General features: G+C 62.4%; 24 protein-coding genes. 5 read left to right on the top strand and 19 right to left on the bottom strand.

The features are described from left to right. Positions 1–118: 118 nt before the first annotated feature. The 19 genes from accD to LPA34_RS12240 form a co-directional block, all read right to left on the bottom strand. On the bottom strand, positions 119–991 hold the full coding sequence (accD, locus tag LPA34_RS12330; protein WP_228978405.1) for an acetyl-CoA carboxylase, carboxyltransferase subunit beta: 873 nt from the start codon (positions 989–991) through the stop codon (positions 119–121). 81 nt (positions 992–1,072) lie between these two features. Next, positions 1,073–1,888 carry a tryptophan synthase subunit alpha gene (gene trpA / locus LPA34_RS12325; RefSeq protein WP_228978404.1) on the bottom strand — a complete coding sequence of 272 codons (816 nt, stop codon included), beginning with the start codon at positions 1,886–1,888 and terminating at the stop codon, positions 1,073–1,075. 75 nt (positions 1,889–1,963) lie between these two features. Next, entirely contained in the window at positions 1,964–2,905 is a 942-nt protein-coding gene (locus LPA34_RS12320; protein ID WP_228978402.1) for a DNA-methyltransferase, read from the bottom strand. 11 nt (positions 2,906–2,916) lie between these two features. Beyond that, positions 2,917–4,110 (bottom strand): tryptophan synthase subunit beta, encoded by a 1,194-nt coding sequence (gene trpB / locus LPA34_RS12315; RefSeq protein ID WP_228978400.1) that lies wholly within the window; start codon positions 4,108–4,110, stop codon positions 2,917–2,919. A gap of 59 nt (positions 4,111–4,169) precedes the next feature. Beyond that, positions 4,170–4,838: a phosphoribosylanthranilate isomerase gene (locus tag LPA34_RS12310; RefSeq protein ID WP_228978502.1), complete on the bottom strand. Its 669-nt coding sequence runs from the start codon at positions 4,836–4,838 to the stop codon at positions 4,170–4,172. A 47-nt stretch (positions 4,839–4,885) separates the two neighbouring features. Further along, positions 4,886–5,692, bottom strand: a complete 807-nt coding sequence (gene truA / locus LPA34_RS12305) for a tRNA pseudouridine(38-40) synthase TruA (RefSeq protein WP_228978397.1) — start codon at positions 5,690–5,692, stop codon at positions 4,886–4,888. Continuing rightward, a complete protein-coding gene (locus LPA34_RS12300) occupies positions 5,692–7,752 on the bottom strand; it encodes a FimV/HubP family polar landmark protein (RefSeq protein WP_324251731.1) in 2,061 nt (686 codons plus the stop codon). The genes truA and LPA34_RS12300 overlap by 1 nt, the downstream gene beginning before the upstream one ends. A gap of 227 nt (positions 7,753–7,979) precedes the next feature. Next, positions 7,980–9,101, bottom strand: coding sequence for an aspartate-semialdehyde dehydrogenase (gene asd, locus LPA34_RS12295; RefSeq protein WP_228978391.1), 1,122 nt, complete (start codon positions 9,099–9,101; stop codon positions 7,980–7,982). A gap of 349 nt (positions 9,102–9,450) precedes the next feature. Beyond that, complete coding sequence (gene leuB, locus LPA34_RS12290; protein ID WP_228978390.1) at positions 9,451–10,518, bottom strand: 3-isopropylmalate dehydrogenase; 1,068 nt, start codon at positions 10,516–10,518, stop codon at positions 9,451–9,453. An 88-nt stretch (positions 10,519–10,606) separates the two neighbouring features. Further along, positions 10,607–11,260 carry a 3-isopropylmalate dehydratase small subunit gene (leuD, locus tag LPA34_RS12285; RefSeq protein ID WP_228978389.1) on the bottom strand — a complete coding sequence of 218 codons (654 nt, stop codon included), beginning with the start codon at positions 11,258–11,260 and terminating at the stop codon, positions 10,607–10,609. 75 nt (positions 11,261–11,335) lie between these two features. Continuing rightward, a complete protein-coding gene (locus LPA34_RS12280; RefSeq protein WP_228978388.1) occupies positions 11,336–11,494 on the bottom strand; it encodes an entericidin A/B family lipoprotein in 159 nt (52 codons plus the stop codon). Between the two features lie 5 nt (positions 11,495–11,499). Further along, a complete protein-coding gene (gene leuC, locus LPA34_RS12275) occupies positions 11,500–12,909 on the bottom strand; it encodes a 3-isopropylmalate dehydratase large subunit (protein ID WP_228978387.1) in 1,410 nt (469 codons plus the stop codon). 301 nt (positions 12,910–13,210) lie between these two features. Continuing rightward, entirely contained in the window at positions 13,211–14,512 is a 1,302-nt protein-coding gene (gene gltA / locus LPA34_RS12270; protein WP_228978386.1) for a citrate synthase, read from the bottom strand. A gap of 83 nt (positions 14,513–14,595) precedes the next feature. Then, positions 14,596–14,868 (bottom strand): FAD assembly factor SdhE, encoded by a 273-nt coding sequence (locus tag LPA34_RS12265; protein WP_228978385.1) that lies wholly within the window; start codon positions 14,866–14,868, stop codon positions 14,596–14,598. A gap of 1 nt (position 14,869) precedes the next feature. Beyond that, on the bottom strand, positions 14,870–15,574 hold the full coding sequence (locus tag LPA34_RS12260; RefSeq protein ID WP_228978384.1) for a succinate dehydrogenase iron-sulfur subunit: 705 nt from the start codon (positions 15,572–15,574) through the stop codon (positions 14,870–14,872). A gap of 24 nt (positions 15,575–15,598) precedes the next feature. Next, on the bottom strand, positions 15,599–17,374 hold the full coding sequence (sdhA, locus tag LPA34_RS12255; RefSeq protein WP_228978383.1) for a succinate dehydrogenase flavoprotein subunit: 1,776 nt from the start codon (positions 17,372–17,374) through the stop codon (positions 15,599–15,601). 4 nt (positions 17,375–17,378) lie between these two features. Then, complete coding sequence (sdhD, locus tag LPA34_RS12250) at positions 17,379–17,747, bottom strand: succinate dehydrogenase, hydrophobic membrane anchor protein (protein WP_228978382.1); 369 nt, start codon at positions 17,745–17,747, stop codon at positions 17,379–17,381. A gap of 3 nt (positions 17,748–17,750) precedes the next feature. Further along, entirely contained in the window at positions 17,751–18,164 is a 414-nt protein-coding gene (gene sdhC, locus LPA34_RS12245) for a succinate dehydrogenase, cytochrome b556 subunit (protein WP_228978381.1), read from the bottom strand. A 145-nt stretch (positions 18,165–18,309) separates the two neighbouring features. Further along, positions 18,310–19,110, bottom strand: coding sequence for a GntR family transcriptional regulator (locus LPA34_RS12240; RefSeq protein WP_228978380.1), 801 nt, complete (start codon positions 19,108–19,110; stop codon positions 18,310–18,312). Positions 19,111–19,614: 504 nt separating this feature from the next. Here LPA34_RS12240 and LPA34_RS12235 point away from each other — a divergent pair. The 5 genes from LPA34_RS12235 (at position 19,615) to LPA34_RS12215 (ending at position 25,204) form a co-directional block, all read left to right on the top strand. Further along, the gene (locus tag LPA34_RS12235) at positions 19,615–20,598 is read left to right on the top strand and encodes a malate dehydrogenase (RefSeq protein ID WP_228978379.1); all 984 of its coding nucleotides are present in this window, start codon (positions 19,615–19,617) and stop codon (positions 20,596–20,598) included. A gap of 216 nt (positions 20,599–20,814) precedes the next feature. Next, a complete protein-coding gene (locus LPA34_RS12230) occupies positions 20,815–21,831 on the top strand; it encodes an HpcH/HpaI aldolase/citrate lyase family protein (protein ID WP_228978378.1) in 1,017 nt (338 codons plus the stop codon). A gap of 124 nt (positions 21,832–21,955) precedes the next feature. Further along, positions 21,956–23,131, top strand: a complete 1,176-nt coding sequence (prpC, locus tag LPA34_RS12225; protein ID WP_228978377.1) for a bifunctional 2-methylcitrate synthase/citrate synthase — start codon at positions 21,956–21,958, stop codon at positions 23,129–23,131. 101 nt (positions 23,132–23,232) lie between these two features. Then, entirely contained in the window at positions 23,233–23,730 is a 498-nt protein-coding gene (locus LPA34_RS12220) for a hypothetical protein (protein WP_228978376.1), read from the top strand. A gap of 22 nt (positions 23,731–23,752) precedes the next feature. Then, on the top strand, positions 23,753–25,204 hold the full coding sequence (locus tag LPA34_RS12215) for a bifunctional 2-methylcitrate dehydratase/aconitate hydratase (RefSeq protein WP_228978375.1): 1,452 nt from the start codon (positions 23,753–23,755) through the stop codon (positions 25,202–25,204). The last annotated feature ends 48 nt before the right edge of the window (positions 25,205–25,252 follow it).

Raw genomic sequence — 25,252 nt, 5'->3', positions numbered from 1 at the left:
GCAAGGCCAACATTATCCCGGAAACGACAGCGCGCCGCTCGATTGCTCTCGCGGCGCGCTTCTTTTTTACATCTGGCGCGCATCGCCGCTCCCGGGCGGCAAGCGCATCGTCACTGGATCAGGCGACGGCGTCGGCCGGCTGACGCGTGAGCAGCGCCATCAGTTGTGCGATCTCCTCGCGCAGCTTGCGACGGTCGACGATCATGTCGATCGCGCCCTTCGTCATCAGGAATTCGGCGCGCTGGAAGCCTTCCGGCAGCTTTTCGCGCACGGTCTGCTCGATCACGCGCGGGCCGGCGAAGCCGATCAGCGCCTTCGGCTCGGCGATCACGACGTCGCCCAGGAACGCGAAGCTCGCCGACACGCCGCCCATCGTCGGGTCGGTCAGCACGGAGATAAACGGGAGTTTCGCATCTGACAGCTTCGTGAGCATGGCCGTGGTTTTAGCCATCTGCATCAGCGAAAGCAGGCTTTCCTGCATCCGCGCGCCGCCCGAGGCGGTGAAGCAGATGAACGGCACCTGCTGCTCGAGCGCGTTCTGCGCGCCGCGCGCGAAGCGCTCGCCGACCACCGAGCCCATCGAGCCACCCATGAACGAGAACTCGAAGCACGCGACCACGACCGGCAGCGTGTGGATCGCGCCGCCCATGACGACCATCGCATCGGTTTCGTCGGTGTCTTCCATCGCCTCTTTCAGGCGATCCGGGTATTTGCGGCTGTCCTTGAACTTGAGCGCGTCGACCGGCAGGATTTCCTGGCCGATTTCGTAGCGGCCTTCCGGATCGAGCAAACCGTCGAGCCGCGCGCGCGCGCCGATACGCATGTGATGGTCGCACTTCGGGCAAACGTGCAGATTCGCCTCGACGTCGTTGCGGTACAGCACCGCTTCGCACGACGGGCACTTGATCCACAGTCCTTCCGGAATCCCCTTGCGGCTTTTCGGATCGGTTTGCTTGATTTTCGGCGGCAGCAGCTTGTCGAGCCAGCTCATGTTGTATCCCTCAAAGGTCTTCTTCTACGTGCGAAGCGGCGGGACGAACCCGCCGCCTTGCCAGAGACGACAAAAATAGTGTTATCGCGCGGCCGTGCCGATGCTGTCGATCGCCTGACGCACTTCCGCGATGAAACGCGTCAGCGTGCCGGCGGCCGCTTCAGGCGAGGCCTCTTGCAGCAACTGGACGATCCGGCTGCCGATCACGACAGCATCGGAGACTTCGGCCACGGCGCGGGCCGTAGCGGCGTCCCGGATGCCAAAACCGACGCCCACCGGCAGGGGAACGCGCGACTTGATGGCCGGGATTTTACCCGCGATGCTGGAAACGTCCAGATTTGCCGCTCCGGTGACCCCTTTGAGCGACACATAATAGACGTAGCCGCTCGCGATCTTGCCGACTTCCGCGATACGGTCATCGGTCGACGTCGGCGCAAGCAGAAAAATCGGATCGATGCCTGCAGCACGCATTTTTTCGGCGAATGCCACCGATTCTTCCGGCGGGTAATCGACGACCAGAACACCGTCGACGCCCGCGTCCTTCGCCGCGGCCGCGAAGGCGTCGGCGCCCATGCGCTCGATCGGATTCGCATAGCCCATCAGCACGACCGGCGTTTTATCGTCTTTCTCGCGAAAGCGTTTGACGTCGGCGAGCACCGTGCGCAGCGAGACGCCTTTAGCCAGCGCGCGCTCCGACGAAGCCTGGATCACCGGGCCATCGGCCATCGGATCGGAAAACGGCACGCCAAGCTCGATGACGTCCGCGCCGCCCGCAGCGAGCGCATGCATGAATTCAACGGTGCGGGCGGGGTCCGGATCGCCTGCCGTCATGAACGGAATCAGGCCTTTCTTGCCCTGTTCGGCGAGTGCCGCGAATGTGTTCTTGATACGGGACATGGAAATTTTCTCGGAAAATCGTTAACTGCGCGCTAACGGCGCGTTATGTGCACGCGGATCGCACGATCGGACGGTTCAGCTCGATTCAGCCGCGGCGGCAGGCACAACGGGTGAGCCAGACGCACGCGGTACCACCGGCGAGACCGCGCTTACGCGTTCACGCGCTATCGTGCAGTAACTTTCATTGATCTCATAGCCGACGAATTCGCGCCGCTGACGGGCGCAGGCGACTGCGGTGGTGCCGCTGCCCATGAACGGGTCGAGTACACGCCCGCCTGGTGGACAACTTGCCAGCACCATCCGCTCGACGATTTCCAGAGGCTTCTGGGTCGGATGATCGACGCGCTCGGCGTGCTGCCGGTGCAACCTCGATACCGACCAGACGTCCTTCGGATTATAGCCAAGCTCCAGCCACTTGCTGCCTTCGAACAACTTGCGCGAACGCGCCTTCTTCGTGACGGCATCGTACGGGATGCGGACGGGATCGAGATCGAAGTAATAATCCTTCGACACCGCGAAAAAACCGATGTTATCGTGCACCGACGTGAAACGGCGCGTCGTGCCGCCCATGCTGGGCACGCGCCGGTCCCAGACGATTTCGTTGACCATCGTGAGGCGTGACTTCAGGAAAACGAAGATTTCCGGCGCATATTGCCAGGTGCAGAAGATGTACAGCGAACCGGACGGCTTCAGCTTCGGAATCGCCAGATCCAGCCATTCGCACGTCCAGGCGAGAAAATCCTCGCCAGAACGCATGTCCGAATCGTTACCGTAGTCCTTGCCAAGCCCGTACGGCGGATCGGCCAGAATCAGGTCGATCGATCCGTCGGGCAGGTTCGCCGCATCGGTCAGAAAATCGCGGTTCAACAGTTCGATGCCCTTCGGTGCCGCCGGCACGTGGGGCATGACCGCCGGAGCGTCGGCCACGTCGGCCACGTCGGCCACTCCGGCCACGTCGGCCGCACGGGCGTCGATGGCCGGTTGCGGCTCGTCGAACTCCTCGATCTCGTCGCGCATCGTCGGGGCGCTCAGAACGTGATGCCCGATCGCTCGGCGACCGTATGCATGTCCTTGTCGCCCCGACCCGACAGGTTGACCAGAAGGTATTTGTCCTTCGGCAACGTCGGCGCGAGTTTCGCCGCGTAGGCGAGCGCATGGCTCGACTCCAGCGCGGGAATGATCCCTTCGATCCGGCAGCAGTCGTGAAACGCCTTCAGCGCTTCTTCGTCGGCGATGCCGACGTACTGCGCGCGGCCGCTGTCCTTCAGCCACGCGTGCTCAGGACCGACACCCGGGTAATCGAGACCGGCGGAAATCGAATGCGTCTCGATGATCTGGCCGTTTTCGTCCTGCAGCAGGTACGTACGGTTGCCATGCAGCACGCCCGGGCTGCCGCCGATCAGCGATGCGGCATGACGGCCCGTATCGATGCCGTCGCCCGCAGCCTCGACACCGATCAACTGCACCGATTTGTCATCGATATACGGGTAAAAGATGCCCATCGCGTTCGAACCGCCACCGACGCACGCAATTACCGCGTCCGGCTGGCGACCGACCAGTTCGGGCATCTGCACCTTGCATTCGTCGCCGATCACGCGCTGAAAGTCGCGAACCATCATCGGGTACGGGTGCGGACCCGCGACCGTGCCGATGATGTAGAACGTGTTTTCGACGTTCGTGACCCAGTCGCGCATCGCTTCGTTGAGCGAGTCTTTCAGCGTGCGCGAGCCGGATTCCACGGGAACGACAGTCGCGCCAAGCAGCTTCATCCGGTAGACGTTGGCAGCCTGGCGGCGCACGTCTTCCGAGCCCATGTACACGACGCATTCCATGCCGAAGCGCGCGGCGATCGTCGCGGTCGCCACGCCGTGCTGGCCGGCGCCGGTTTCCGCGATCACGCGCGGCTTGCCCATGCGCTTTGCGAGCAGGGCCTGACCGATCACGTTGTTCACCTTGTGGGCGCCCGTGTGATTCAGGTCTTCGCGCTTCAGGAACACCTGTGCGCCGCCGAGCATCTCGCTCCAGCGCTGCGCATGGTAAATCGGGGAGGGGCGACCCACAAAATACTTTAATTCGCGCTCATATTCGGCGATAAAGTCGGGATCTTTCTGGTATTTCTCGTATGCCGCGCGCAGTTCATCAAGTGCGTGAACCAGCGTCTCCGCGACGAACACGCCGCCATACTGGCCGAAATGGCCTCTTTCATCGGGCAAGTTATACATTGCGTCACTCTTCTCAGAATGGAGCGCCGCAGGCTCCGGGAGCCGTGGCGCTGCCTGAATCATCCGGCGTCCGCTTCGCGCACCGCGCGTACGAACGCCGCCATCCGGGCGTGATCTTTCACGCCCTTCGCGCCCGGTACTTCGATGCCGCTCGAGACATCGACCGCGTACGGGCGCACGCGATGAATCGCATCACTGACGTTTTGCGCGTTCAACCCACCACTCAAAACGGCCCGACGCGCGAGCTCTGGAGGAATAAGTGACCAATCGAAAACCTGTCCGCCGCCACCATAACCGTCGACGAGTGCGTCGAGCAGAATGGCGCTGGCTGCTGAATAGTTAAGTGCCGATTTTACCAAATCGGCTCGCTGAGTATCGGCTCCGATGCGCAGTGCGCGCAACCAAGGCAAACCCGCAATGTTCGCGAGCGACTCGCACTGATCCGGTGTTTCGTCGCCGTGGAGCTGGAGCATTGTCAGGGGCACGTTCGCGGCCACTTCGCGCATCCATTCCGGCGACGCGTTCACGAACAGACCCACCACCGAAACGAACGGCGGAATGTCCCGGGTGAGCTCGACAGCCTGCGCGACGCTCACCGAACGCGGGCTGGCCGGATAGAACACCAGCCCGATCGCGTCCGCGCCGAGATCGATCGCGTGGGCGATGTGCCCGACCGTCGACAGCCCGCACAGCTTGATGCGCGTGCGACGGATTCGATGCTCTGGCATGGCGTCCTGTGCGTGTGCCGGATGGGACTGGTCGTTCGGGAGAGTTGTCATGGTTCGGGTTGCGTCCATACGGTGCTCCACGGCACGCTGCCTGCGTGCGCGGCCGGCACCGCGAAGGCCTCAGGATAGCTGACCTGCGCGAGATAGAGGCCGTCGGGCATGAAGGTGGGCGCCGCGTTGCTGCGGTTGCGGCTCGCCAGCACGTCAGCCAGCCAGCTTGCCGGATGACGCCCGCGACCCACCGCGACGAGGCATCCCATCAGGTTGCGCACCATGTGATGCAGGAACGCGTTGGCGCGGAAGCGGAAGTGGATGAAGTCGCCTTGCTGACGCACGTCGATCTGATGCAGATGCTTGACCGGCGTTTTCGCCTGGCATTCGGATGAGCGGAACGCCGAAAAATCGTGTTCGCCGATCAGACAGGCCGCCGCGGCCCGCATGGCGTCGACGTCGAGCGGCGCGTGGATCCAGCCGGCCCGGCCGGTCAGCATCGGCGAGCGGACAGGATGGACGTACAGCACGTAGTAATACGTCCGTTCGAAGGCCGAGAAACGGGCGTGGAACGTCTCCGGCATCGGCTGGGCCCATTGCACGGCGACGGTCTTCGGCAGGAATGCGTTCGTGCCGCGCACCCACGAGAACGGTGTGCGATCGAGTTCCGTATCGAAGTGGACGACCTGTCCGAGCCCGTGCACGCCCGTGTCGGTACGGCCGGCCACGACCGTCTGCAACGGCGTCTGCGCGAATTCCCGCAGCGCGCGCTCGAGTTCGTCCTGCACGGTTTTGCCATGCGGCTGGGACTGCCAGCCGTAAAAGGCCGTGCCGTCGTACTCGATGCCCAGGGCAATTCGCATTACGAAAGCGGCGCGAGCGTCGAGAGGAGCGCGCGCGCTTCGTTACGGGTGGAAGCGTCGTTGGACTCGATTACTTCGTTGACCAGCGCCCGCGCGCCCGACAGATCGCCGAGTTCGATGTATTCCGCCGCGAGTTCGAGCTTGTTGCGCGCGATTTTCGCCAGGTCTTCCTGCGTGAAGGCCGGCAGAGACTGCGCGGGGCTCGGTGGCAGTTCGAGGTCGAAATCCAGCTTCAGCGCGCCGAACGGCATTGCGCCGAGACCCGCGACGGCGGCCGGGCCAGCGGTACCGGCGCCGATTTCATCAGCGGCACGCGGTGCTGCGGGCGGCTGGGCAACAGCCTGGCGGGCCGTGACTTCCGGTTCGACAACGGGTTGACTCGCCGCTGGCGGAAGACCGTCCAGCGTCATTTCGCCGAACGGCGCCGGCTGCTCCGTGCGCGGCGGCAGCGCCATATCGAGTGCGCCAAGCGCCGCGACGGCCTCGCGCGGGAATCCGGCGGGGTGCGACGGGAGTTCGACCGGCTCTGCAGAGGCCGGCTGCGCGTGTGCGTTTTCATTGAACGCGCGAGCGGACTCCTGACTGGCCATCGACTCATCCGCGTGCGGGTCGTGATCGGTGTGCTGGACGGGCGCATCGTGATGCACGTCAGGGGCAACGTAGGCGTCGGCCGCTTCGGCCTGCGACAACGGTTCGTTTGCGCTGGCTTGCGCCGGCTCTGGCTCTGCGTTCGCGGCGTGCGTCAGCGGTTCCGCTGGCTCGACTGGCAGCGTGGTTTCGGTTTCTGCTGCCTTCGGCGCCTCATCGTGCGCGCCTGCGCCGACATATCGGGCACCTTCGTCTTCTTCGGATTCATGCGCCGCGGGATCGATCTGTTCCACCGGCAGCGCCTCAGCGCCCAGTTCAGCCGCCGCTGCAAGACTCGCCGCGCCCGTCGCGCTTTCAGGTGTGTCAGGCTGGATCGACGGGAACGCCTGAGCCTGTACGTCGTCGCTCGCGAGCGGTGCAGCAGGCGACACGCCTTTTGCCTCTGCATCCGCACTGCCGGCATCCGCCGCCGGGCGGCGGCGGCGGCGCACAGTCAAACTCAGGATCAACGCAATCACCGCCGCAATGGCCGCTGCGATTCCCGCCATCACGCCCGGCGACAGCCCTGCTGTCCCCGTGCCCGCATTGCCTCCCACAGCGGCCGGTCCGACCGTCGCGCCGCTACCCGGCGCGACACCCACGCTGGCCTGCGGTGTGGATGCCGACGGCAGAGCCGCAGCGCTGCCCGCCTGCGGCGCCTTTCCGACCGGCACGATGCCGTGCTTCTGCAATTCCATCAGGACCCGGCTCTTCAACGCGAGCAGTTGCTGGAGACTCGACACCGACGTCCGCGCCTGCGATGCGGCCTGCGCCGCAACAGCAGTCGTCGCTGCGGACGAAGTCGCGGCGGACGCACCTTCAGCCGGCGCGCCGCCAGCCTGGATCGACCCGGTCCATACATGCGAGCCGCTGGCTGTCTGCGGCGCCTGTGCAGCCGCTCCCGCCGCCTGCGAAGCGCCTGACGTTGCCGCCACCGCCACGGATGAAGCCGCTGGCACACTCGCACCCGCCACGGCGCTCGCGCTATTCGGGGTCACACCCGCCGTGGTATTCGAAACTGCATTCGACGCAGCTGGCGCGCTGGCCGCTGGCGTAGACGCAGCCGGTGCCGACGCTGCCGCCACCGGCGCAGCGGCAGACGCCGCGCCCGAAGCGGAAGCCGCCGCCGAACCTGCCTCCGGCGCACTGGCAGCCACGCCCAGCGAATCCAGCGACGGCACGTTCAGCACCGCGCCCAGCCGCATACGACTCGGATCGTGTCCCATGAACGCGTTCGGATTGGAATCGAAGATCGCCTTCGATGCACGCGCGAGCGTCGCACGGTCGTGCGACTGCGTCAGCGCGATCGCGACGTCGTTGAGCGACTGTCCCGGACGCACCGTGTACTGCGCATCAGATGATTCGACGACAGCCGGGGCACTGGCCGCGTCGGCGGTCGCTGCGTGTGCGATGCCTGCGCCGGTCCCACTCAATGCAAATGCGAAAGCAACAGCGGCCGCCAGACGACCCGCGCGAACACGGGAAACCATAGCAGCGGGAAGGACATGAAATCGAACGATCATCGGGAGCTCTGGCGCGGCATGGCGCTCGCCATGTTCAGGGTTGGAGGGTGACAGGAATTCGGAGCACACAATGAAAAAAGCGCCGCGCAAGCGCGACGCTTTCTGAATGTCTACGCTTCGTAATCGCGTAGTTTACTTTACTTGTCGAGCAGAATGCGAAGCATCCGACGCAGCGGTTCCGCCGCGCCCCACAGCAACTGGTCGCCGACCGTGAATGCCGACAGATATTCGCCACCCATCGCGAGCTTGCGCAGACGGCCGACCGGCACCGTCAGCGTGCCCGTGACCACGGCCGGCGACAGATCGCGCATCGACGCTTCGCGCTCGTTCGGCACCACCTTGACCCAGTCGTTGCCCGACGCGAGGATGCTGTTCACTTCGTCGAGCGGAACGTCCTTCTTCAGCTTGATCGTCAGCGCCTGCGAGTGGCAGCGCATTGCGCCGATGCGCACGCACAGGCCGTCGACCGGAATCGAACCGGCTTCGCCCATGGCCGGCTTGCCCAGAATCTTGTTGGTTTCCGCGCCGCCCTTCCATTCTTCCTTCGACATGCCGTTGCCGAGATCCTTGTCGATCCACGGAATCAGCGAACCCGCGAGCGGCACGCCGAACTGGCTGGTCGGCATGCGGTCGCTGTTCATCGCTTCCAGCACGCGGCGGTCGATGTCGAGAATCGCCGACGACGGGTCCGCGAGGTCTTCCTTCGCCGCGCCGTACAGCGTGCCCATCTGTTGCAGCAGTTCGCGCATGTTCTGCGCGCCCGCGCCCGATGCGGCCTGATACGTCATGGCCGTCATCCAGTCGATGAGGTTTTCGCGGAACAGGCCGCCGAGCGCCATCAGCATCAGGCTGACCGTGCAGTTGCCGCCGATGAAGTTCTTCTGGCCCTTGACCAGCGCATTCTTGATCACGTCGAGGTTGACTGGATCGAGAACGATGACCGCGTCATCCTTCATGCGCAACGACGAAGCCGCGTCGATCCAGTAGCCGTTCCAGCCCGCCGCGCGCAGCTTCGGGAACACCTCGTTCGTGTAGTCGCCGCCCTGGCAGGAGATGATGACGTCGCACTTCTTCAGGTCGTCGATGCTCGACGCGTCTTTGAGCTTCGTCTCGTTTTTAGCGAATGACGGCGCGTTGCCGCCCGCATTGCTGGTGCTGAAAAACACCGGTTCGATGAGATCAAAATCGCCTTCCTGCTGCATGCGCTGCATCAGGACGCTACCGACCATACCGCGCCAACCTGCGAGACCTACGTTCATGACTTCATACCCTTCGAGTGGAGGCTTCCCCGCAACTTTGCCCGCAGTGACCGCGCGGGGAAGACGGGCGGGCACAACAGGCGATCAGCGCTTCGTGATCGTTTTCGGGGTAATCGTTTTAATGAGCGATTCGATGGTAATGGCGAACTCAACCGCACGGGCCGTTTTGCCGTGGAGGTTTGCAATCGAGGAGATTTGAGGAAACTTCGCCATCACATAAATATACACGAAAATCGCAATCTGGCGGCCGTATGGCCGCAATTCCTGCCTTTCTGGCAGGCTAACGGACCGCTTTGCGCCCCGTTAGCCTTTACTGCGGTACTACGCGATGTCACGCTGCCAGTGCTGCTTACAGCGCGGCCAGTACCGCATCGCCCATTGCTGCCGTGCCGACCTGCGTGCAACCCGGCGTAAGAATGTCGCCGGTGCGATAACCCTGCTCCAGCACTTTCTTCACCGCGCTTTCGATGCGGTCCGCCTGTTCCACCTTGTTCAGTGAATAACGCAACATCATCGCGGCCGAGAGGATCGTCGCGAGCGGATTCGCCACGCCCTTGCCGGCGATATCCGGCGCCGAGCCGTGCGACGGCTCGTACAGACCCTTGTTGTTTTTATCGAGCGAAGCCGACGGCAGCATGCCGATCGAACCCGTCAGCATGGCGGCTTCGTCGGACAGGATGTCGCCGAACATGTTGCCGGTGACGATCACGTCGAACGACTTCGGTGCCTTCACGAGCTGCATCGCGGCGTTGTCGACATACATGTGCGACAGCTCGACGTCGGCGTATTCCTTCGACACGTCGATCATCACGTCCTTCCAGAACTGCGACGTTTCGAGCACGTTGGCTTTATCGACCGAAGTCAGCTTCTTGCCGCGCTTTTGTGCTGCCTGGAACGCGACGTGCGCGATGCGGCGCACTTCCGGTTCCGAATAGCGCATCGTGTCGAAGCCTTCCTTCGCGCCGGCGAACGGACCATCCGGCGCTTCGCGCACGCCGCGCGGCGAGCCGAAGTAAATGTCGCCGTTCAGTTCGCGCACGATCAGGATGTCGAGGCCCGAAACGATTTCTTCCTTCAGCGATGAAGCACCCGTCAGCTGCGGATAGCAGATCGCCGGACGGAAGTTCGCGAACAGCTGAAGATGCTTGCGCAGGCCCAGAATGGCCTGCTCCGGGCGCAGCGCGCGTTCGAGCGAGTCGTACTTCCAGTCGCCGACGGCGCCAAACAGGATCGCGTCAGCGGCCTTCGCGAGCGCGAGCGTCGATTCCGGCAGCGGATGACCCTGCGCCTCGTAACCCGCGCCGCCTACCGGCGCTTCTTCGAGTTCGAACTTTTCGCCAAGTGCGTTCAGCACCTTGACGGCTTCCTTGACGATTTCCGGACCAATGCCGTCGCCCGGCAACACTGCGATCTTCATGCGAATTCCTTGCTTTGTTCGTAAGTGCGTCGACGCGCCTGACCGGCCGAACGACAGGTCAGGCGTGCCAGCCAGATACCCGGGGCGTCTAGCCGACGATGCGGTGATTGAGCCACGGCTGCTTCGTGAGCCGTTCGGCTTCGTACTGACGGATCAGCTCCGAGTGACGCAGCGTGAGGGCGATATCGTCGAAGCCGTTCAGCAGGCAGTACTTGCGAAAGCCCGCGACTTCGAACGGATATGCAGCCGCGCCGTCCGACGTGCGCACGAGTTGTGCGTCGAGGTCGATCGTCAGCTTGAAGCCGTTGAACGCGTACGTTTCGTTGAACAGATGATCGACCTGCTGCTCCGTCAGCACGATCGGCAGCAGACCGTTCTTGAAGCAGTTGTTGTAGAAGATATCGGCGAAACTCGGCGCGATGATCGCGCGGAAGCCGTACTGCTGCAGCGCCCACGGCGCGTGCTCACGCGAGCTGCCGCAGCCGAAGTTTTCGCGCGCCAGCAGCACCGACGCGCCCTGATAGCGTGCCTGATTCAGTACGAAATCGGGATTCAGCGGGCGCTTCGAGTTGTCCTGGCCCGGCTCGCCGTGATCGAGGTAACGCCATTCGTCGAATGCGTTCGGACCGAAGCCGCTGCGCTTGATCGACTTCAGGAACTGCTTCGGAATGATCGCGTCGGTATCGACGTTCGCCCGGTCGAGCGGCGCCACGACGCCGGTGTGTACAGTGAATTTATCCATGACGCTTGCGCCTGTTCAAAAGCGGGCGATGCGGCTGGCGGCAGCCAGGCATCGCCGGAAAGAATCAAAACCCGCTTATTTGTCAGCGTGATTGCTGATCGAGTTACCAAGGTGCGACATGTCTTCACCGAAGCCATGCACCGTGTTGCAGCCGGCCAGTCCTAGCAATGCAGCCGCCAGCGAACCCAGTGCGAGACGACGCAGCCACGTAAGACGATTGATGCTTTTCATCATGCGATTTATCCCAGCTTGCGAATATCGACGAAGTGCCCTTCGATGGCCGCGGCTGCGGCCATCGCGGGGCTCACGAGATGCGTGCGACCACCCGCGCCCTGACGACCCTCGAAATTACGGTTCGAGGTCGAAGCGCAACGTTCGCCCGGATCGAGCCGGTCGGCGTTCATCGCGAGACACATCGAGCAGCCCGGTTCGCGCCACTGGAAACCGGCATCGAGAAACACCTTGTCGAGACCTTCACGCTCCGCCTGCGCCTTCACGAGACCCGAGCCCGGCACCACCATTGCGAGACGAATGTTCGGCGCAACACGGCGGCCCAGCTTCTTCACGACATACGCCGCGGCGCGCAGGTCTTCGATACGCGCATTCGTGCACGAACCGATAAAGATCTTGTCCGGCTTGATCGATTCGATCGGCAGATTCGGTTCGAGCGCCATGTACTTCAGCGCGCGTTCCATCGCGTCGCGCTTGACCGGGTCTTTCTCGCGTTCCGGATCCGGTACGCGGCCGTCGATCGACGTCACCATTTCCGGCGACGTGCCCCACGTGACCTGCGGCACGATCTCCGCGGCGTTCAGTTCGACGACACGGTCGAACTTCGCATCGGCGTCCGAAACGAACTGCTTCCAGTATTCGACCGCGTGATCCCATTCCACCCCTTCCGGCGAGAACGGGCGGCCCTTCAGGTATTCGATGGTCGTGTCGTCGACGGCGACCATGCCGGCACGTGCACCCGCCTCGATCGCCATGTTGCACACCGTCATGCGGCCTTCCATCGAAAGTGCGCGGATCGTCGAGCCGCCGAATTCGATGGCATAACCCGTGCCGCCTGCCGTACCGATCCTGCCGATGACGGCGAGCACGATGTCTTTCGCGGTACAGCCGCGCGGCAACGCACCTTCCACTTTCACCAGCATGTTCCTGCTCTTCTTCTGCAGGAGCGTTTGCGTGGCGAGAACGTGTTCGACTTCCGACGTGCCGATGCCGTGCGCGAGCGCGCCGAACGCGCCGTGCGTCGACGTATGCGAATCGCCGCAGACGATCGTCATGCCCGGCAGCGTGGCACCCTGTTCCGGCCCGATGATGTGCACGATGCCCTGACGCAGGTCGTTCATCTTGAACTGCGTGATGCCGTAGGCATCGCAGTTCGCGTCGAGCGTATCGACCTGCAGCTTCGAGACCGGATCGGCGATGCCGTGGCTACGGTCGGTAGTGGGCACGTTGTGGTCGGACACGGCCAGGTTCGCGCTGATGCGCCACACGGGGCGCTCAGCCAGTTTCAGGCCTTCAAACGCCTGCGGGCTGGTGACTTCGTGCAGCAGGTGACGGTCGATATAGAGAAGCGTCGTGCCGTCTTCTTCCGTGTGGACCACGTGCGTGTTCCACAATTTGTCGTAGAGAGTCTGTGCCATTGTATGCGGGTAGTAATAACTGGACTGCGGGGCAATCGTGTCCGGTCAATTATGCCACGCAGATGACAGCCGATGCTCACCCGATGCAGGGAAAAGCGATAAAAAACATGGGGTTGGCTGGTAGTGTCGATACCTGTATCGGCGTTACCCGGTAAGGGTTCGCAGGAACGGCCGGCCAGGCACAGGCAGACGTTGCCGCATGACACCACGCCGAAAAGCAAAACGCCCCGACGGAGTCTCCGTCGAGGCGTTTTGCCTGCGATGCAGCGATCAACCGCCGCACCGGACAACGACCGGCTGATTAACGCTTGCCGATCGGCTTGGCTTCGCGCGGCGTTTCGCCGATGAACAGCTGACGCGGACGGCCAATCTTCTGTTCCGGATCCGCAATCATCTCGTTCCACTGACCGATCCAGCCGACCGTACGTGCCATCGCGAAGATACACGTGAACATCGACGTCGGAATGCCCAGCGCGCGTTGCACGATACCCGAATAGAAGTCGACGTTCGGGTACAGCTTGCGCGACACGAAGTATTCGTCTTCCAGCGCGATCTTTTCGAGCGCCATGGCGAGCTTGAACAGCGGGTCGTCGTGCAGGCCCAGTTCTTCGAGCACTTCGTGGCACGTTTCGCGCATCAGCTTCGCACGCGGATCGTAGTTCTTGTACACGCGGTGACCGAAGCCCATCAGCTTCACGCCCGAGTTCTTGTCCTTCACCTGCCTGATGAACTCAGGAATGTTGTCGACCGAGCCGATTTCTTCCAGCATGTTCAGTGCGGCTTCGTTCGCACCGCCGTGCGCCGGGCCCCACAGGCAGGCGATACCGGCAGCGATACAGGCGAACGGATTGGCACCCGACGAACCGGCCAGACGAACCGTCGAAGTCGACGCGTTCTGCTCGTGGTCGGCGTGCAGGATGAGAATACGGTCGAGCGCCCGCACCAGCACGTCGTTGATCTTGTACTCTTCGCACGGGTTCGAGAACATCATGTGCATGAAGTTCGCGCTGTACGACAGGTCGTTCTTCGGATACACGAACGGCTGGCCGATGCTGAACTTGTACGCCATGGCAACGAGCGTCGGCAGCTTCGCGATCATGCGGATCGCCGACACTTCACGGTGACGCGGGTCGTTGATGTTCAGCGAGTCGTGATAGAAAGCCGACAGTGCGCCGACCGCTGCAACCAGCACCGCCATCGGGTGCGCGTCGCGGCGGAAGCCACGGAAGAAGAAGTGCATCTGCTCGTGCACCATCGTGTGCTTCGTGACGGTGTCGACGAATTCCTTCTTCTGCGCGACGGTCGGCAGTTCGCCCTTCAGCAGCAGAAAGCAGGTTTCGAGGAAGTCGGCGTTCTGCGCGAGATCGTCGATCGGGTAGCCGCGATACAGCAGTTCGCCCTTGTCGCCGTCGATGTACGTAATCGCCGAATTGCACGCTGCCGTCGACATGAAGCCCGGGTCGTACGTGAACTTGCCAGTCTGGCCGTACAGTTTGCGGATGTCGATTACATCCGGGCCCATCGTGCCCTTGTAAATCGGCATTTCAACGCTCGGCGAATTGTCGCTGAACGATAGCGTGGCTTTAACATCTGACGGGGTCATAGCACATCCTCAATCGAAGTATGGAAACAGGGTTTCGATAATTGCACGCCGGGACAAGACAGCTACGCATGCGCGCGTGATGCTCACGCTGTGCGCAGCAGCTCCAGCACCCGTTGGGTATCCGGGTCGGCAAGGTCGCCTTCTGGTTCCTTGCGCGAGAGAAGCAAGTCCATCAGGTCGTTATCGCTCAGCTCGAGCAGACGGGTAAGTGCCCCCACGTCGGCGTCGCTGAGGTCATGCTCATATCGGCTGAAAAAACGTTCGAAGATCAGATCGTTTTCCAGCAAACCGCGCCGCGCACGCCAGCGAAGGCGCGCGCGGCGAAGAGGGTCGGACTGATGCGGTGATCCGTCCATCTCAGACAGCGCGGCGAACCATCAATTCCTTGATCTTGCCAATCGCCTTCGTCGGATTGAGGCCCTTCGGGCACACATCGACGCAGTTCATGATCGAATGGCAACGGAACAGACGGTACGGATCTTCCAGGTTGTCGAGGCGTTCACCCGTCGCTTCGTCGCGGCTGTCCGCGATGAAACGATAGGCTTGCAACAGGCCCGCCGGACCCACGAACTTGTCCGGGTTCCACCAGAAGCTCGGGCACGACGTCGAACAGCTCGCGCACAGAATGCACTCGTACAGGCCGTCGAGCTCGTCGCGTTCTTCCGGCGACTGCAGGCGTTCCTTTTCCGGCGGCGGCGTATCGTTGATCAGATACGGCTTGATCGAGTGATACTGGTTGAAGAACTGCGTGAAGTCGCAGATCAGGTCGCGCACGACGGGCAGTCCCGGCAGCGGACGCAGCACGATCTTCTGCGGCAGGTCGTTCATGTTCTGCAGGCACGCCAGACCATTCTTGCCGTTGATGTTCATTGCGTCCGACCCGCACACGCCTTCACGGCACGAACGGCGGAACGACAGCGTTTCATCGACCGCTTTCAGCTTGAGCAGCGCGTCGAGCAGCATGCGCTCGTGCGAGTCGATTTCGATCTCGTACGTCTGCATGCGCGGTGCCGCGTCCTGGTCCGGATCGTAGCGGTAGATTTCAAATGTACGCTTTGCCATTTCTGAATTCCTTTGACTTGTGCCTTAGAAGGTTCGCGCTTTCGGCGGTACCGATTCGACGGTCAGCGGCTGCATGTGAACCGGCTTGTAGTCGAGGCGGTCGCCTTCGCTGAACCACAGCGTATGGCGCAGCCAGTTTTCGTCGTCGCGATGTTCGAAGTCGTCCTGTGCGTGCGCGCCGCGGCTTTCCTTGCGCGCCTCGGCGGAGACCATCGTGGCGCGGGCCACTTCGATCAGGTTCGCCAGTTCCAGCGCTTCGACGCGTGCGGTGTTGAACACCTTCGACTTGTCCTTCAGATGAATGCTGTCGACACGTTCAGCCACTTCGCGAATCCGCTCGACGCCTTCGGCCAGCAGCTTCGACGTGCGGAACACGCCGGCATGCGCCTGCATCGTGGCACGGATGTCGCTTGCGACGGCTTGCGTGTACTCACCCGACGACGACTTGTCGAGCTTGTCCAGACGCGACAGCGCGAAATCGGCAGCATCGGCGGGCAGCGGCTTGTGCTCCTTGATTTCCTTCACATGCTTGACGATGTGATTGCCGGCCGCACGGCCGAACACCACGAGGTCGAGCAGCGAGTTCGTGCCAAGACGGTTCGCGCCGTGGACCGACACGCACGAGCATTCGCCGACCGCGTAGAAACCGTTGACCGGATCTTCGTGACCCTTCGACGTGCCCACGACCTGACCGTGGATGTTCGTCGGAATGCCGCCCATCTGGTAGTGAATGGTCGGAACAACCGGAATCGGCTCCTTGATGCAGTCGACGTTCGCGAATTTCATCGCGATTTCGCGAATCGACGGCAAACGCTTCATGATCGTCTCGGCGCCGATGTGCGACAGGTCGAGCAGCACGTGATCCTTGTTCGGACCGACGCCACGGCCTTCCTTGATTTCCTGGTCCATCGAGCGCGAAACGAAGTCGCGCGGCGCCAGATCCTTCAGCGTCGGGGCGTAGCGTTCCATGAAACGCTCGCCGTTCGAGTTACGCAGAATGCCGCCTTCACCGCGCACGCCTTCGGTGATCAGCACGCCCGCGCCGGCCACGCCGGTCGGGTGGAACTGCCAGAATTCCATGTCCTGCAGCGCGATGCCCGAGCGCGCGGCCATGCCGAGGCCGTCGCCGGTGTTGATGAACGCATTGGTCGACGCCGCGAAGATCCGGCCTGCGCCGCCCGTGGCGAACAGCGTGGTCTTGCCTTCGAGGATATAGACGTCGCCGGTTTCCATTTCCAGCGCGGTCACGCCGAGCACGTCGCCCTCGGCGTCGCGGATCAGATCCAGCGCCATCCATTCGACGAAGAACTGCGTCTTCGCCGCGACGTTCTGCTGATACAGCGTGTGCAGCAGTGCGTGACCGGTACGGTCAGCCGCCGCGCAGGCACGCTGCACCGGCTTTTCGCCGTAGTTCGCCGTGTGGCCGCCGAACGGACGCTGGTAAATCGTGCCGTCGGCGTTACGGTCGAACGGCATGCCCATGTGTTCAAGTTCGTAGACTGCGTTCGGCGCTTCACGGCACATGAACTCGATCGCGTCCTGGTCGCCGAGCCAGTCGGAACCCTTGATCGTGTCGTAAAAGTGATAGTGCCAGTTGTCTTCGCTCATGTTGCCAAGCGATGCGCCGATACCGCCCTGGGCCGCCACCGTGTGCGAACGCGTCGGAAACACTTTCGACAGCACGCAGACCGACAGGCCCGCACGCGCGAGTTGCAGTGAAGCGCGCATCCCCGAGCCGCCCGCGCCGACGATGACCACGTCAAACTTGCGACGCGGCAGAGAATTTTTGATTGCAGCCATTCTTTTACACTCTCCAGAGAATCTGCGCAGCGTAGCCTGCACAACCGAGCAGCCAGACGATCGTCAGCGCCTGGAGGAACAAACGCAAACCCGCGGGCTTGATGTAATCCATCCAGATGTCACGGATGCCGACCCACGCGTGATAGAACAGCGACAGCAGCGTGACAAACGTGGCGAGCTTCATCCATTGCATCGCGAAGATCGATGCCCATCCGTCATACGAGAAATCGTGCGCGCCGAAGAAAAGCGCAAGCAGGATGACGGTGTAGACCGCCATGATGCAGGCGGTGATGCGTTGCGCGAGCCAGTCGCGCAGGCCGTAATGCGCGCCGACGACGAGGCGTTTCGAGCCGATCCGGTTATTGGCTGCCATTTTTCAGAATGCTCCAAACAGTTTTGCCGCAAACACAATCGTGAGCAGCGACGACACGACCAGCACGACGATCGACGTCTGCTTGCCACCTTCCTTCGACACTGCGTAATGCATGTCCATCACGAGGTGACGGATGCCGGCGCAGAAGTGAAACAGGAAGGCCCACGCAAGAACGAGCGTGATGAGCTTGACGATGATGTTGGAGAGGAAACCCTTGAAGACTTCGAAGCTGAGTTCTGAGGTGAGACTTTGATCGAAGAGGTACAGCAGGAACGGAAGAAATACAAAAAGCAGCCCACCGCTCAAACGATGGAGAATCGACACACGCCCCGCCAGAGGGAGACGGTATGCCGTCAAAATCTGCCCGATACCGATATTCCGGAATTCCGGTCTCGGTTTTTTTACGGCTTCAGCCATGCTAGACCCCTACTTGTAGTCACACTAATCCGCGATTTTAGCGCCTTTTCTTTTCGCGCTGCAGCGTAACAACGCTCAACACTGTTACGGCACACGCGATAAAGGCGTCTTCATACGGGCTGCGCGCCTGGCGCAGCGCCATCATTCAGCTCAAGTCATTCTGATAGTAATACCCTGTTGTGACATACCATCCACGCCGCACTTCGACGGGACGATCGCCATAGGTATATGAAACGCGTTCGACGGAGAGTAGCGGAAAGCCAGCCGGTACGTGCAGCAGGTCCGCCACCGACGGCTCCGCGGCTACCGCGCGGATCTTTTCGGTCGCGCGGATCATGCGCGTGCCGAACTCCGTTTCGAACATCGCGTAGAGCGGCCCCTTGTACTCCTGGAGACGCTCGAGCGTCAGCCCGCGGAACACAACGCCGGGCAGCCAGATTTCATCGAGTACGGTGGTTTCGCCGTCGAACTGCAGCAGGCGCTTGATGAGCACGACCGGGTCGGCCGGCTTCAGGTCGAGCTGGCGGGCAATATCGGCCGAAGCGCGCAGCCGCCTGCATTCGAGCAGCCGGCTGACGTGCGGATGTTCCACGCCGTCATCGGCCAGTAATCTGAGGAAGCGAAACTGGGCGCGGTCTTCGTTGTGCGTTGCAACAAACGTACCCTTGCCCTGACGGCGCACCAGCAGGTTGTCGGCGGCGAGCTCGTCGATCGCCTTGCGCACGGTGCCCTGACTGACCTTGTAGCGCGACGCCAGTTCGACTTCACTCGGAATGATCTCGCCCGGCTTCCATTCGCCGGACTCGAGGCTCTGCGTAATGAGCCCCTTGATCTGCTGGTAAAGCGGACTGAACGTGGGCGACATGGCAGGCACGGCAGCGGGCACTGCCTCGCCGCTGGCAGCCGGGCCGATCGGGTTCGCGGTGCTCGCCGGGTTCGAAGTCATCCGCGCATTTCATCATAAAGGGCCGTCCGCCGTCCAGAGTTTTCCCCTTTACACTTATGTCTTATATAAGACATAAGATAATGTTGACTTTGCGCTGCCTGACTTCTACACTCCTTGTCGAGCAAGGGTTTGCGGGTGGTCAGGCATTGCATTTTCTGCATGATCGCCGCGCCGCGAAAGCCGCCCTGCACCACGCCGCACCCTCCCGCAGTTCAGGTTTCGATTCGCCCGTCAGTGCTTCGTCAGACGCTTCCGGAACACGCTGTTGCAGGGCCCGCGTCATGCAGTGGCCAGATGCAGCGCTCGCCGCTCCCTGTTTTACCCGCTCAGCCGTACAGGCACAGGTTTTCCGGCATGGCGGCCTCGCCGCAGCACGCCTTCCAGCTTCATTACAGGCTGTCCGCGCGCTGCGAATTCCGCTGTGTTTAACCGACGCTTCGAGCAACGCGCATATAGAATGGCGTTTTCCCTTAGCGTCTAACGCATCGTCCTGGAGATTTCTCAATGGCTAAGCCCGCAAAGCGCGTTGCCGTCACCGGCGCCGCAGGTCAAATCGCTTACTCCCTGCTGTTCCGCATCGCCAATGGCGACCTGCTCGGCAAGGACCAGCCGGTCGTCCTGCAGTTGCTGGATCTGCCGCAGGCGCAAGCCGCCGTTAAAGGCGTCGTGATGGAACTGGATGATTGCGCATTCCCGCTGCTGTCGGGCGTCGTGATCACTGACGATCCGAAGGTCGCATTCAAGGATGCCGACGTCGCCCTGCTGGTTGGCGCGCGTCCGCGTTCGAAAGGCATGGAACGCAAGGACCTGCTGTCGGCGAACGCCGAAATCTTCACCGTTCAGGGCAAGGCGCTGAACGAAGTCGCAAGCCGCGACGTGAAGGTGCTCGTGGTCGGCAACCCGGCCAACACGAACGCCTATATCGCGATGAAGTCGGCGCCGGATCTGCCGAAGAAGAACTTCACCGCCATGCTGCGTCTCGACCACAACCGCGCGCTGTCGCAGCTGGCCGCGAAGTCGGGCAAGCCGGTCGCCTCGATCGAAAAGCTCGCCGTGTGGGGCAACCATTCGCCGACGATGTACCCGGATTTCCGCGTTGCAACGGCTGAAGGTCAGGACCTGACGAAGCTGATCAACGACGACGAGTGGAACCGCAACACGTTCATCCCGACCGTCGGCAAGCGCGGCGCGGCGATCATCGAAGCGCGCGGCCTGTCGTCGGCAGCATCGGCGGCGAACGCAGCGATCGATCATGTGCATGACTGGGTGCTCGGCACGAACGGCAAGTGGGTCACGATGGGCATTCCGTCGGACGGTTCGTATGGCATTCCGGAAGACATCATCTACGGTGTGCCTGTAACGTGCGAAAACGGCGAGTACAAGCGTGTCGAAGGCCTCGCGATCGACGCTTTCTCGCGTGAAAAGATGGACGGCACGCTGAACGAGCTGCTCGAAGAGCGCGACGGCGTGCAGCATCTGCTTGGCTAATCGCTGATGCAAATGAACCGGAGCTCCGTTGCAGCGCGGCGGGTTCCGGTTTTTTCACGTGCGGATGCGTGCATGGCGCCTCGTTCGAACGCAACCTGAACGAAGCATCGCCCACGTTTTCCTCACCTGATCCGGATGCGTTTTGCCAGCCTGCCGCCCCGCAGAGCGCGCCCGAATCGGTTTGATCAACAGACACCCACGCCCCTGACGTCGACGATGCGCGCCCTTTCCCCCGCCGAAGTGTTGTTCGAAGGCGAAGCGCCACCCGCTGTTCTGCCTGCCTGCGATCACTACGCCGGCAGCGAAAAGCTGATGCTGAAATCGCTTGCCTTGCAGCAGGCGCTCGGGCCCGTATTCGACGTCACGCTCGATTGCGAAGATGGCGCGCAGGTCGGCCGCGAGGCGGAGCACGCGGAACTCGTCGCTTCGCTGCTGGGCAGCGAGCATGACCGCTTTGGCCGCGTCGGCGTGCGGATTCACGATTTCCAGCATCCTCACTGGCGCGACGACGTGCGCCTGATCCTGCGCGCCGCGAAGCGCGCGCCGGCGTACATCACCCTCCCGAAGATCCGCAACGTGCCCGATGCCGCCGAAATGTGCGCGTTCGTCGAGGCCACGCGTCGCGAACTCTCGATTGCGCAGCCGGTTCCGGTGCAGTTGCTGGTCGAGACGCACGGCGCGCTCGCGCGCGCGTTCGATCTTGCCGCGTTGCCGGGCGTCGAGGCGCTCAGCTTCGGCCTGATGGATTTCGTTTCGACGCATGACGGCGCGATTCCCGATAGCGCGATGCGCTCGCCAGGCCAGTTCGACCATCCGCTCGTACGGCGCGCCAAGCTCGAGATTTCGGCGGCCTGCCATGCGTACGGCAAGGTGCCGTCGCACAATGTCAGCACTGAAGTGCGCGACATGAGCGTCGTCGCGAACGACGCGAGCCGCGCCCGCAACGAATTCGGCTACACGCGCATGTGGAGCATTCACCCCGCGCAGATCGAAGCGATCGTCGCGGCGTTCGCACCGCGCGACGCGGAGATCACCACCGCTGCCGAGATCCTGCTTGCCGCGCAATCGGCGCAATGGGGCCCCACGCGTCACCACGACACGCTCCACGACCGCGCGAGCTATCGCTACTACTGGTCGGTGCTGCGCCGCGCGCGTTCGACCGGCCGCGCCGTGCCCGACGAAGCCGCGCCGCTGTTCGCAACCCAGGTTGCAACCGGGAGCGCCGTCTCGTGACCGATCGACGCAATGCATTCATCCAGAAGCGCGACTTTTCGCTGGAAAGCCGCGACTGTCAGGCCGCAGGTAATCGACATACCGCCGCCACGAAAATGAGCGGATATACAGGAGATTGCTGGAGATGAGCGAGACGACACAAGCCGCGGCACCGGTCGGAAGCGGCGCATTCAAACCGAAGAAATCCGTCGCCCTGTCGGGCGTGACGGCGGGCAACACGGCGTTGTGCACGGTCGGCAAGACCGGCAACGACCTGCACTACCGCGGCTACGACATCCTCGACATCGCCACCACGTGCGAGTTCGAGGAAATCGCGTACCTGCTCGTGCACGAAAAGCTGCCCACGCAGGCTGAACTGGCGGCCTACAAGACGAAACTCAAGGCATTGCGCGGCCTGCCCGCGAACCTGAAGGCCGCGCTCGAATGGATTCCCGCGTCGGCCCATCCGATGGACGTGATGCGCACCGGCGTCTCGATGCTCGGCACCGTGCTGCCCGAGAAAGACGACCACAATCTGCCAGGCGCGCGCGATATCGCCGACCGGCTGATGGCGTCGCTCGGTTCGATGCTGCTCTACTGGTATCACTATTCGCACAACGGCAAGCGTATCGAGGTCGAAACCGACGACGATTCGATCGGCGGCCACTTCCTGCATCTGCTGCACGGCGTCGCGCCGTCGAAGTCGTGGGTCGAGGCGATGCACACGTCGCTGAATCTGTACGCCGAGCACGAATTCAACGCATCGACCTTTACCGGCCGCGTGATCGCGGGCACGGGCTCGGACCTTTATTCGGCGATCACCGGTGCGATCGGCGCGCTGCGCGGCCCGAAGCACGGCGGCGCGAATGAAGTCGCGTTCGAGATCCAGTCGCGCTACCAGACGCCCGATGAAGCCGAAGCGGATATCCGCCGGCGCGTGGAGAACAAGGAAGTGGTGATCGGTTTCGGCCATCCGGTGTACACGATCTCGGACCCGCGCAACAAGGTGATCAAGGACGTCGCGAAGAAGTTGTCGAAGGAAGCCGGGAACCTGAAGCTCTTCAGCATCGCCGAGCGGCTCGAAACGGTGATGGCCGATGCGAAGAAGATGTTCCCGAATCTCGACTGGTTCAGCGCGGTGTCGTATCACATGATGGGCGTGCCGACGGCGATGTTCACGCCGCTTTTCGTGATCGCGCGAACCGCGGGCTGGAGCGCGCACATCATCGAGCAGCGCATCGACAACAAGATCATCCGACCCAGTGCGAATTACACCGGTCCGGACAATTTGCCGTTCGTGCCGCTAAATAAGCGAAAATAGCGTCCGCTGTGCGCTCCTGAAGCGCGTGCAGTTCAAACCTGGCGGTTGCGTGGTTCGCACCGTCCACCGTTTAACTGATATTAGATAGAAAGGTTTCTCCGATGAAAAAACTGCTGATCGCCGCCATCGCTGGCGCGCTCTCCACGACGTTGCTGGTCGCCACCCCCGCCGCTTTCGCGCAGACCGCGACGGCTACCACGAAGGCCAAACCGAAGGCGCCGCAACCGAAACGCCTGATCAAACGCAAGCCGAAGGCCGCCGCAGTAGCGAAGGTCGATCCGGTACCGGATGGTTCGGAAAAATGGTCGTGCAGCGATGGTCTGTCGTTCGACATGAAGGGCGACATGAAGCGCGACCAGATCGTCACGGTTCACTGGGGCTCGAAGAACTACAACCTGCCGCGTGAAGTCACGACGACTGGCGCCGACCGTTTTCACGACGCCGCTACCGGCATGGATCTGGTCGTGATCCCGACCAAGGCCATGCTGTTCTCGGACAAGGACAGCTCGCGTCTCGCCGACGAATGCAAAACCGCTGCGATGCTGCAAGGCGCGCCGGCTCCGACGCAGTCGAACGAGCTGAACAAGACCAGCAAGTAATTATCTTCACCAGGAAGCCTCGATGTCCGCACCGATCTCCAACGTCCGGCCCGAACCGGATCAAGTTCTCGTCGATATCGTCGATTACGTGCTCAACTACACGATCGACAGCACGCTCGCGCTCGAAACAGCGCGTAACTGCCTGATCGACACGCTCGGCTGCGGACTCGAGGCACTCACGTACCCCGCCTGCACGAAACTGATGGGACCGATCGTGCCCGGCACGATCGTGCCGAACGGCGCGAAGGTGCCGGGCACCTCGTTCCAGCTCGATCCGGTGCAGGCCGCCTTCAACATCGGCGCGATGATCCGCTGGCTCGACTTCAACGACACGTGGCTCGCCGCTGAATGGGGCCATCCGTCGGACAACCTCGGCGGCATTCTCGCCACCGCCGACTGGCTCTCGCGTAACGCCATCGCCGCGGGCAAAAAACCGCTGACGATGAAAGACGTCCTGGTCGGCATGATCAAGGCGCACGAAATCCAGGGCTGCATCGCGCTCGAAAACTCGTTCAACAAGGTCGGGCTCGATCACGTGCTGCTCGTGAAGCTCGCCTCGACCGCCGTGGTCGGCCAGCTGATCGGCCTCACGCGCGATGAGCTCATCAACGCGGTGTCGCTCGCGTTCGTCGACGGTCATTCGCTGCGCACCTACCGTCACGCGCCGAACACGGGCTCGCGCAAGTCGTGGGCCGCGGGCGACGCGACCTCGCGCGCCGTGCGTCTCGCGCTGATCGCGAAGACCGGCGAAATGGGCTATCCGTCCGTGCTGAGCGCTAAAACGTGGGGCTTTTACGACGTGCTCTTCAAGGGCAACGCGTTCCAGTTCCAGCGTCCGTACGGCTCGTACGTGATGGAGAACGTGCTGTTCAAGATCTCGTTCCCGGCCGAATTCCACTCGCAGACCGCGGTGGAAGCGGCGATGACCCTGCATGAAAAGCTGCGTGCAGCCGGCAAAAAAGTCGAGGACATCAGCAAGATCACGATCCGCACGCACGAGGCGGCGATTCGCATCATCGATAAAAAGGGTCCGCTGAACAATCCGGCCGACCGCGATCACTGCATCCAGTACATGATCGCCGTGCCGCTGATTCACGGTCGCCTGACGGCAGCCGATTACGAAGATTCGATCGCCCAGGACGCGTGTATCGATGCGCTGCGCGACAAGATGGAATGCGTCGAGGACACGCAGTTCACGCAGGATTATCACAACCCGGAAAAGCGCTCGATCGCGAACGCGCTCACGGTCGAATTCAGTGACGGTTCGAAGTTCGACGAGGTCGTCGTCGAATATCCGATCGGCCACAAGCGTCGCCGCACCGACGGCATTCCGCTGCTGGTCGAGAAGTTTAAAACCAACCTCGCCCGACGTTTCCCGGCGAAGCAGCAACAGGCGATTCTCGACGTGTCGCTGGATCAGGCAAGGCTCGAAGCCACGCCGGTCAATGAATACGTCGATCTGTATGTGATCTAGTTAGTAGAAACGTAGCAACGTCATTTCCTCGAAAACCCCAGGAAAAAA

Source organism: Paraburkholderia gardini (assembly GCF_907164575.1).
Classification (GTDB): domain Bacteria; phylum Pseudomonadota; class Gammaproteobacteria; order Burkholderiales; family Burkholderiaceae; genus Paraburkholderia; species Paraburkholderia gardini.
The sequence above is the reverse complement of the archived record's forward strand: the minus strand, read 5'-3'. Positions and strand labels throughout refer to the sequence as shown.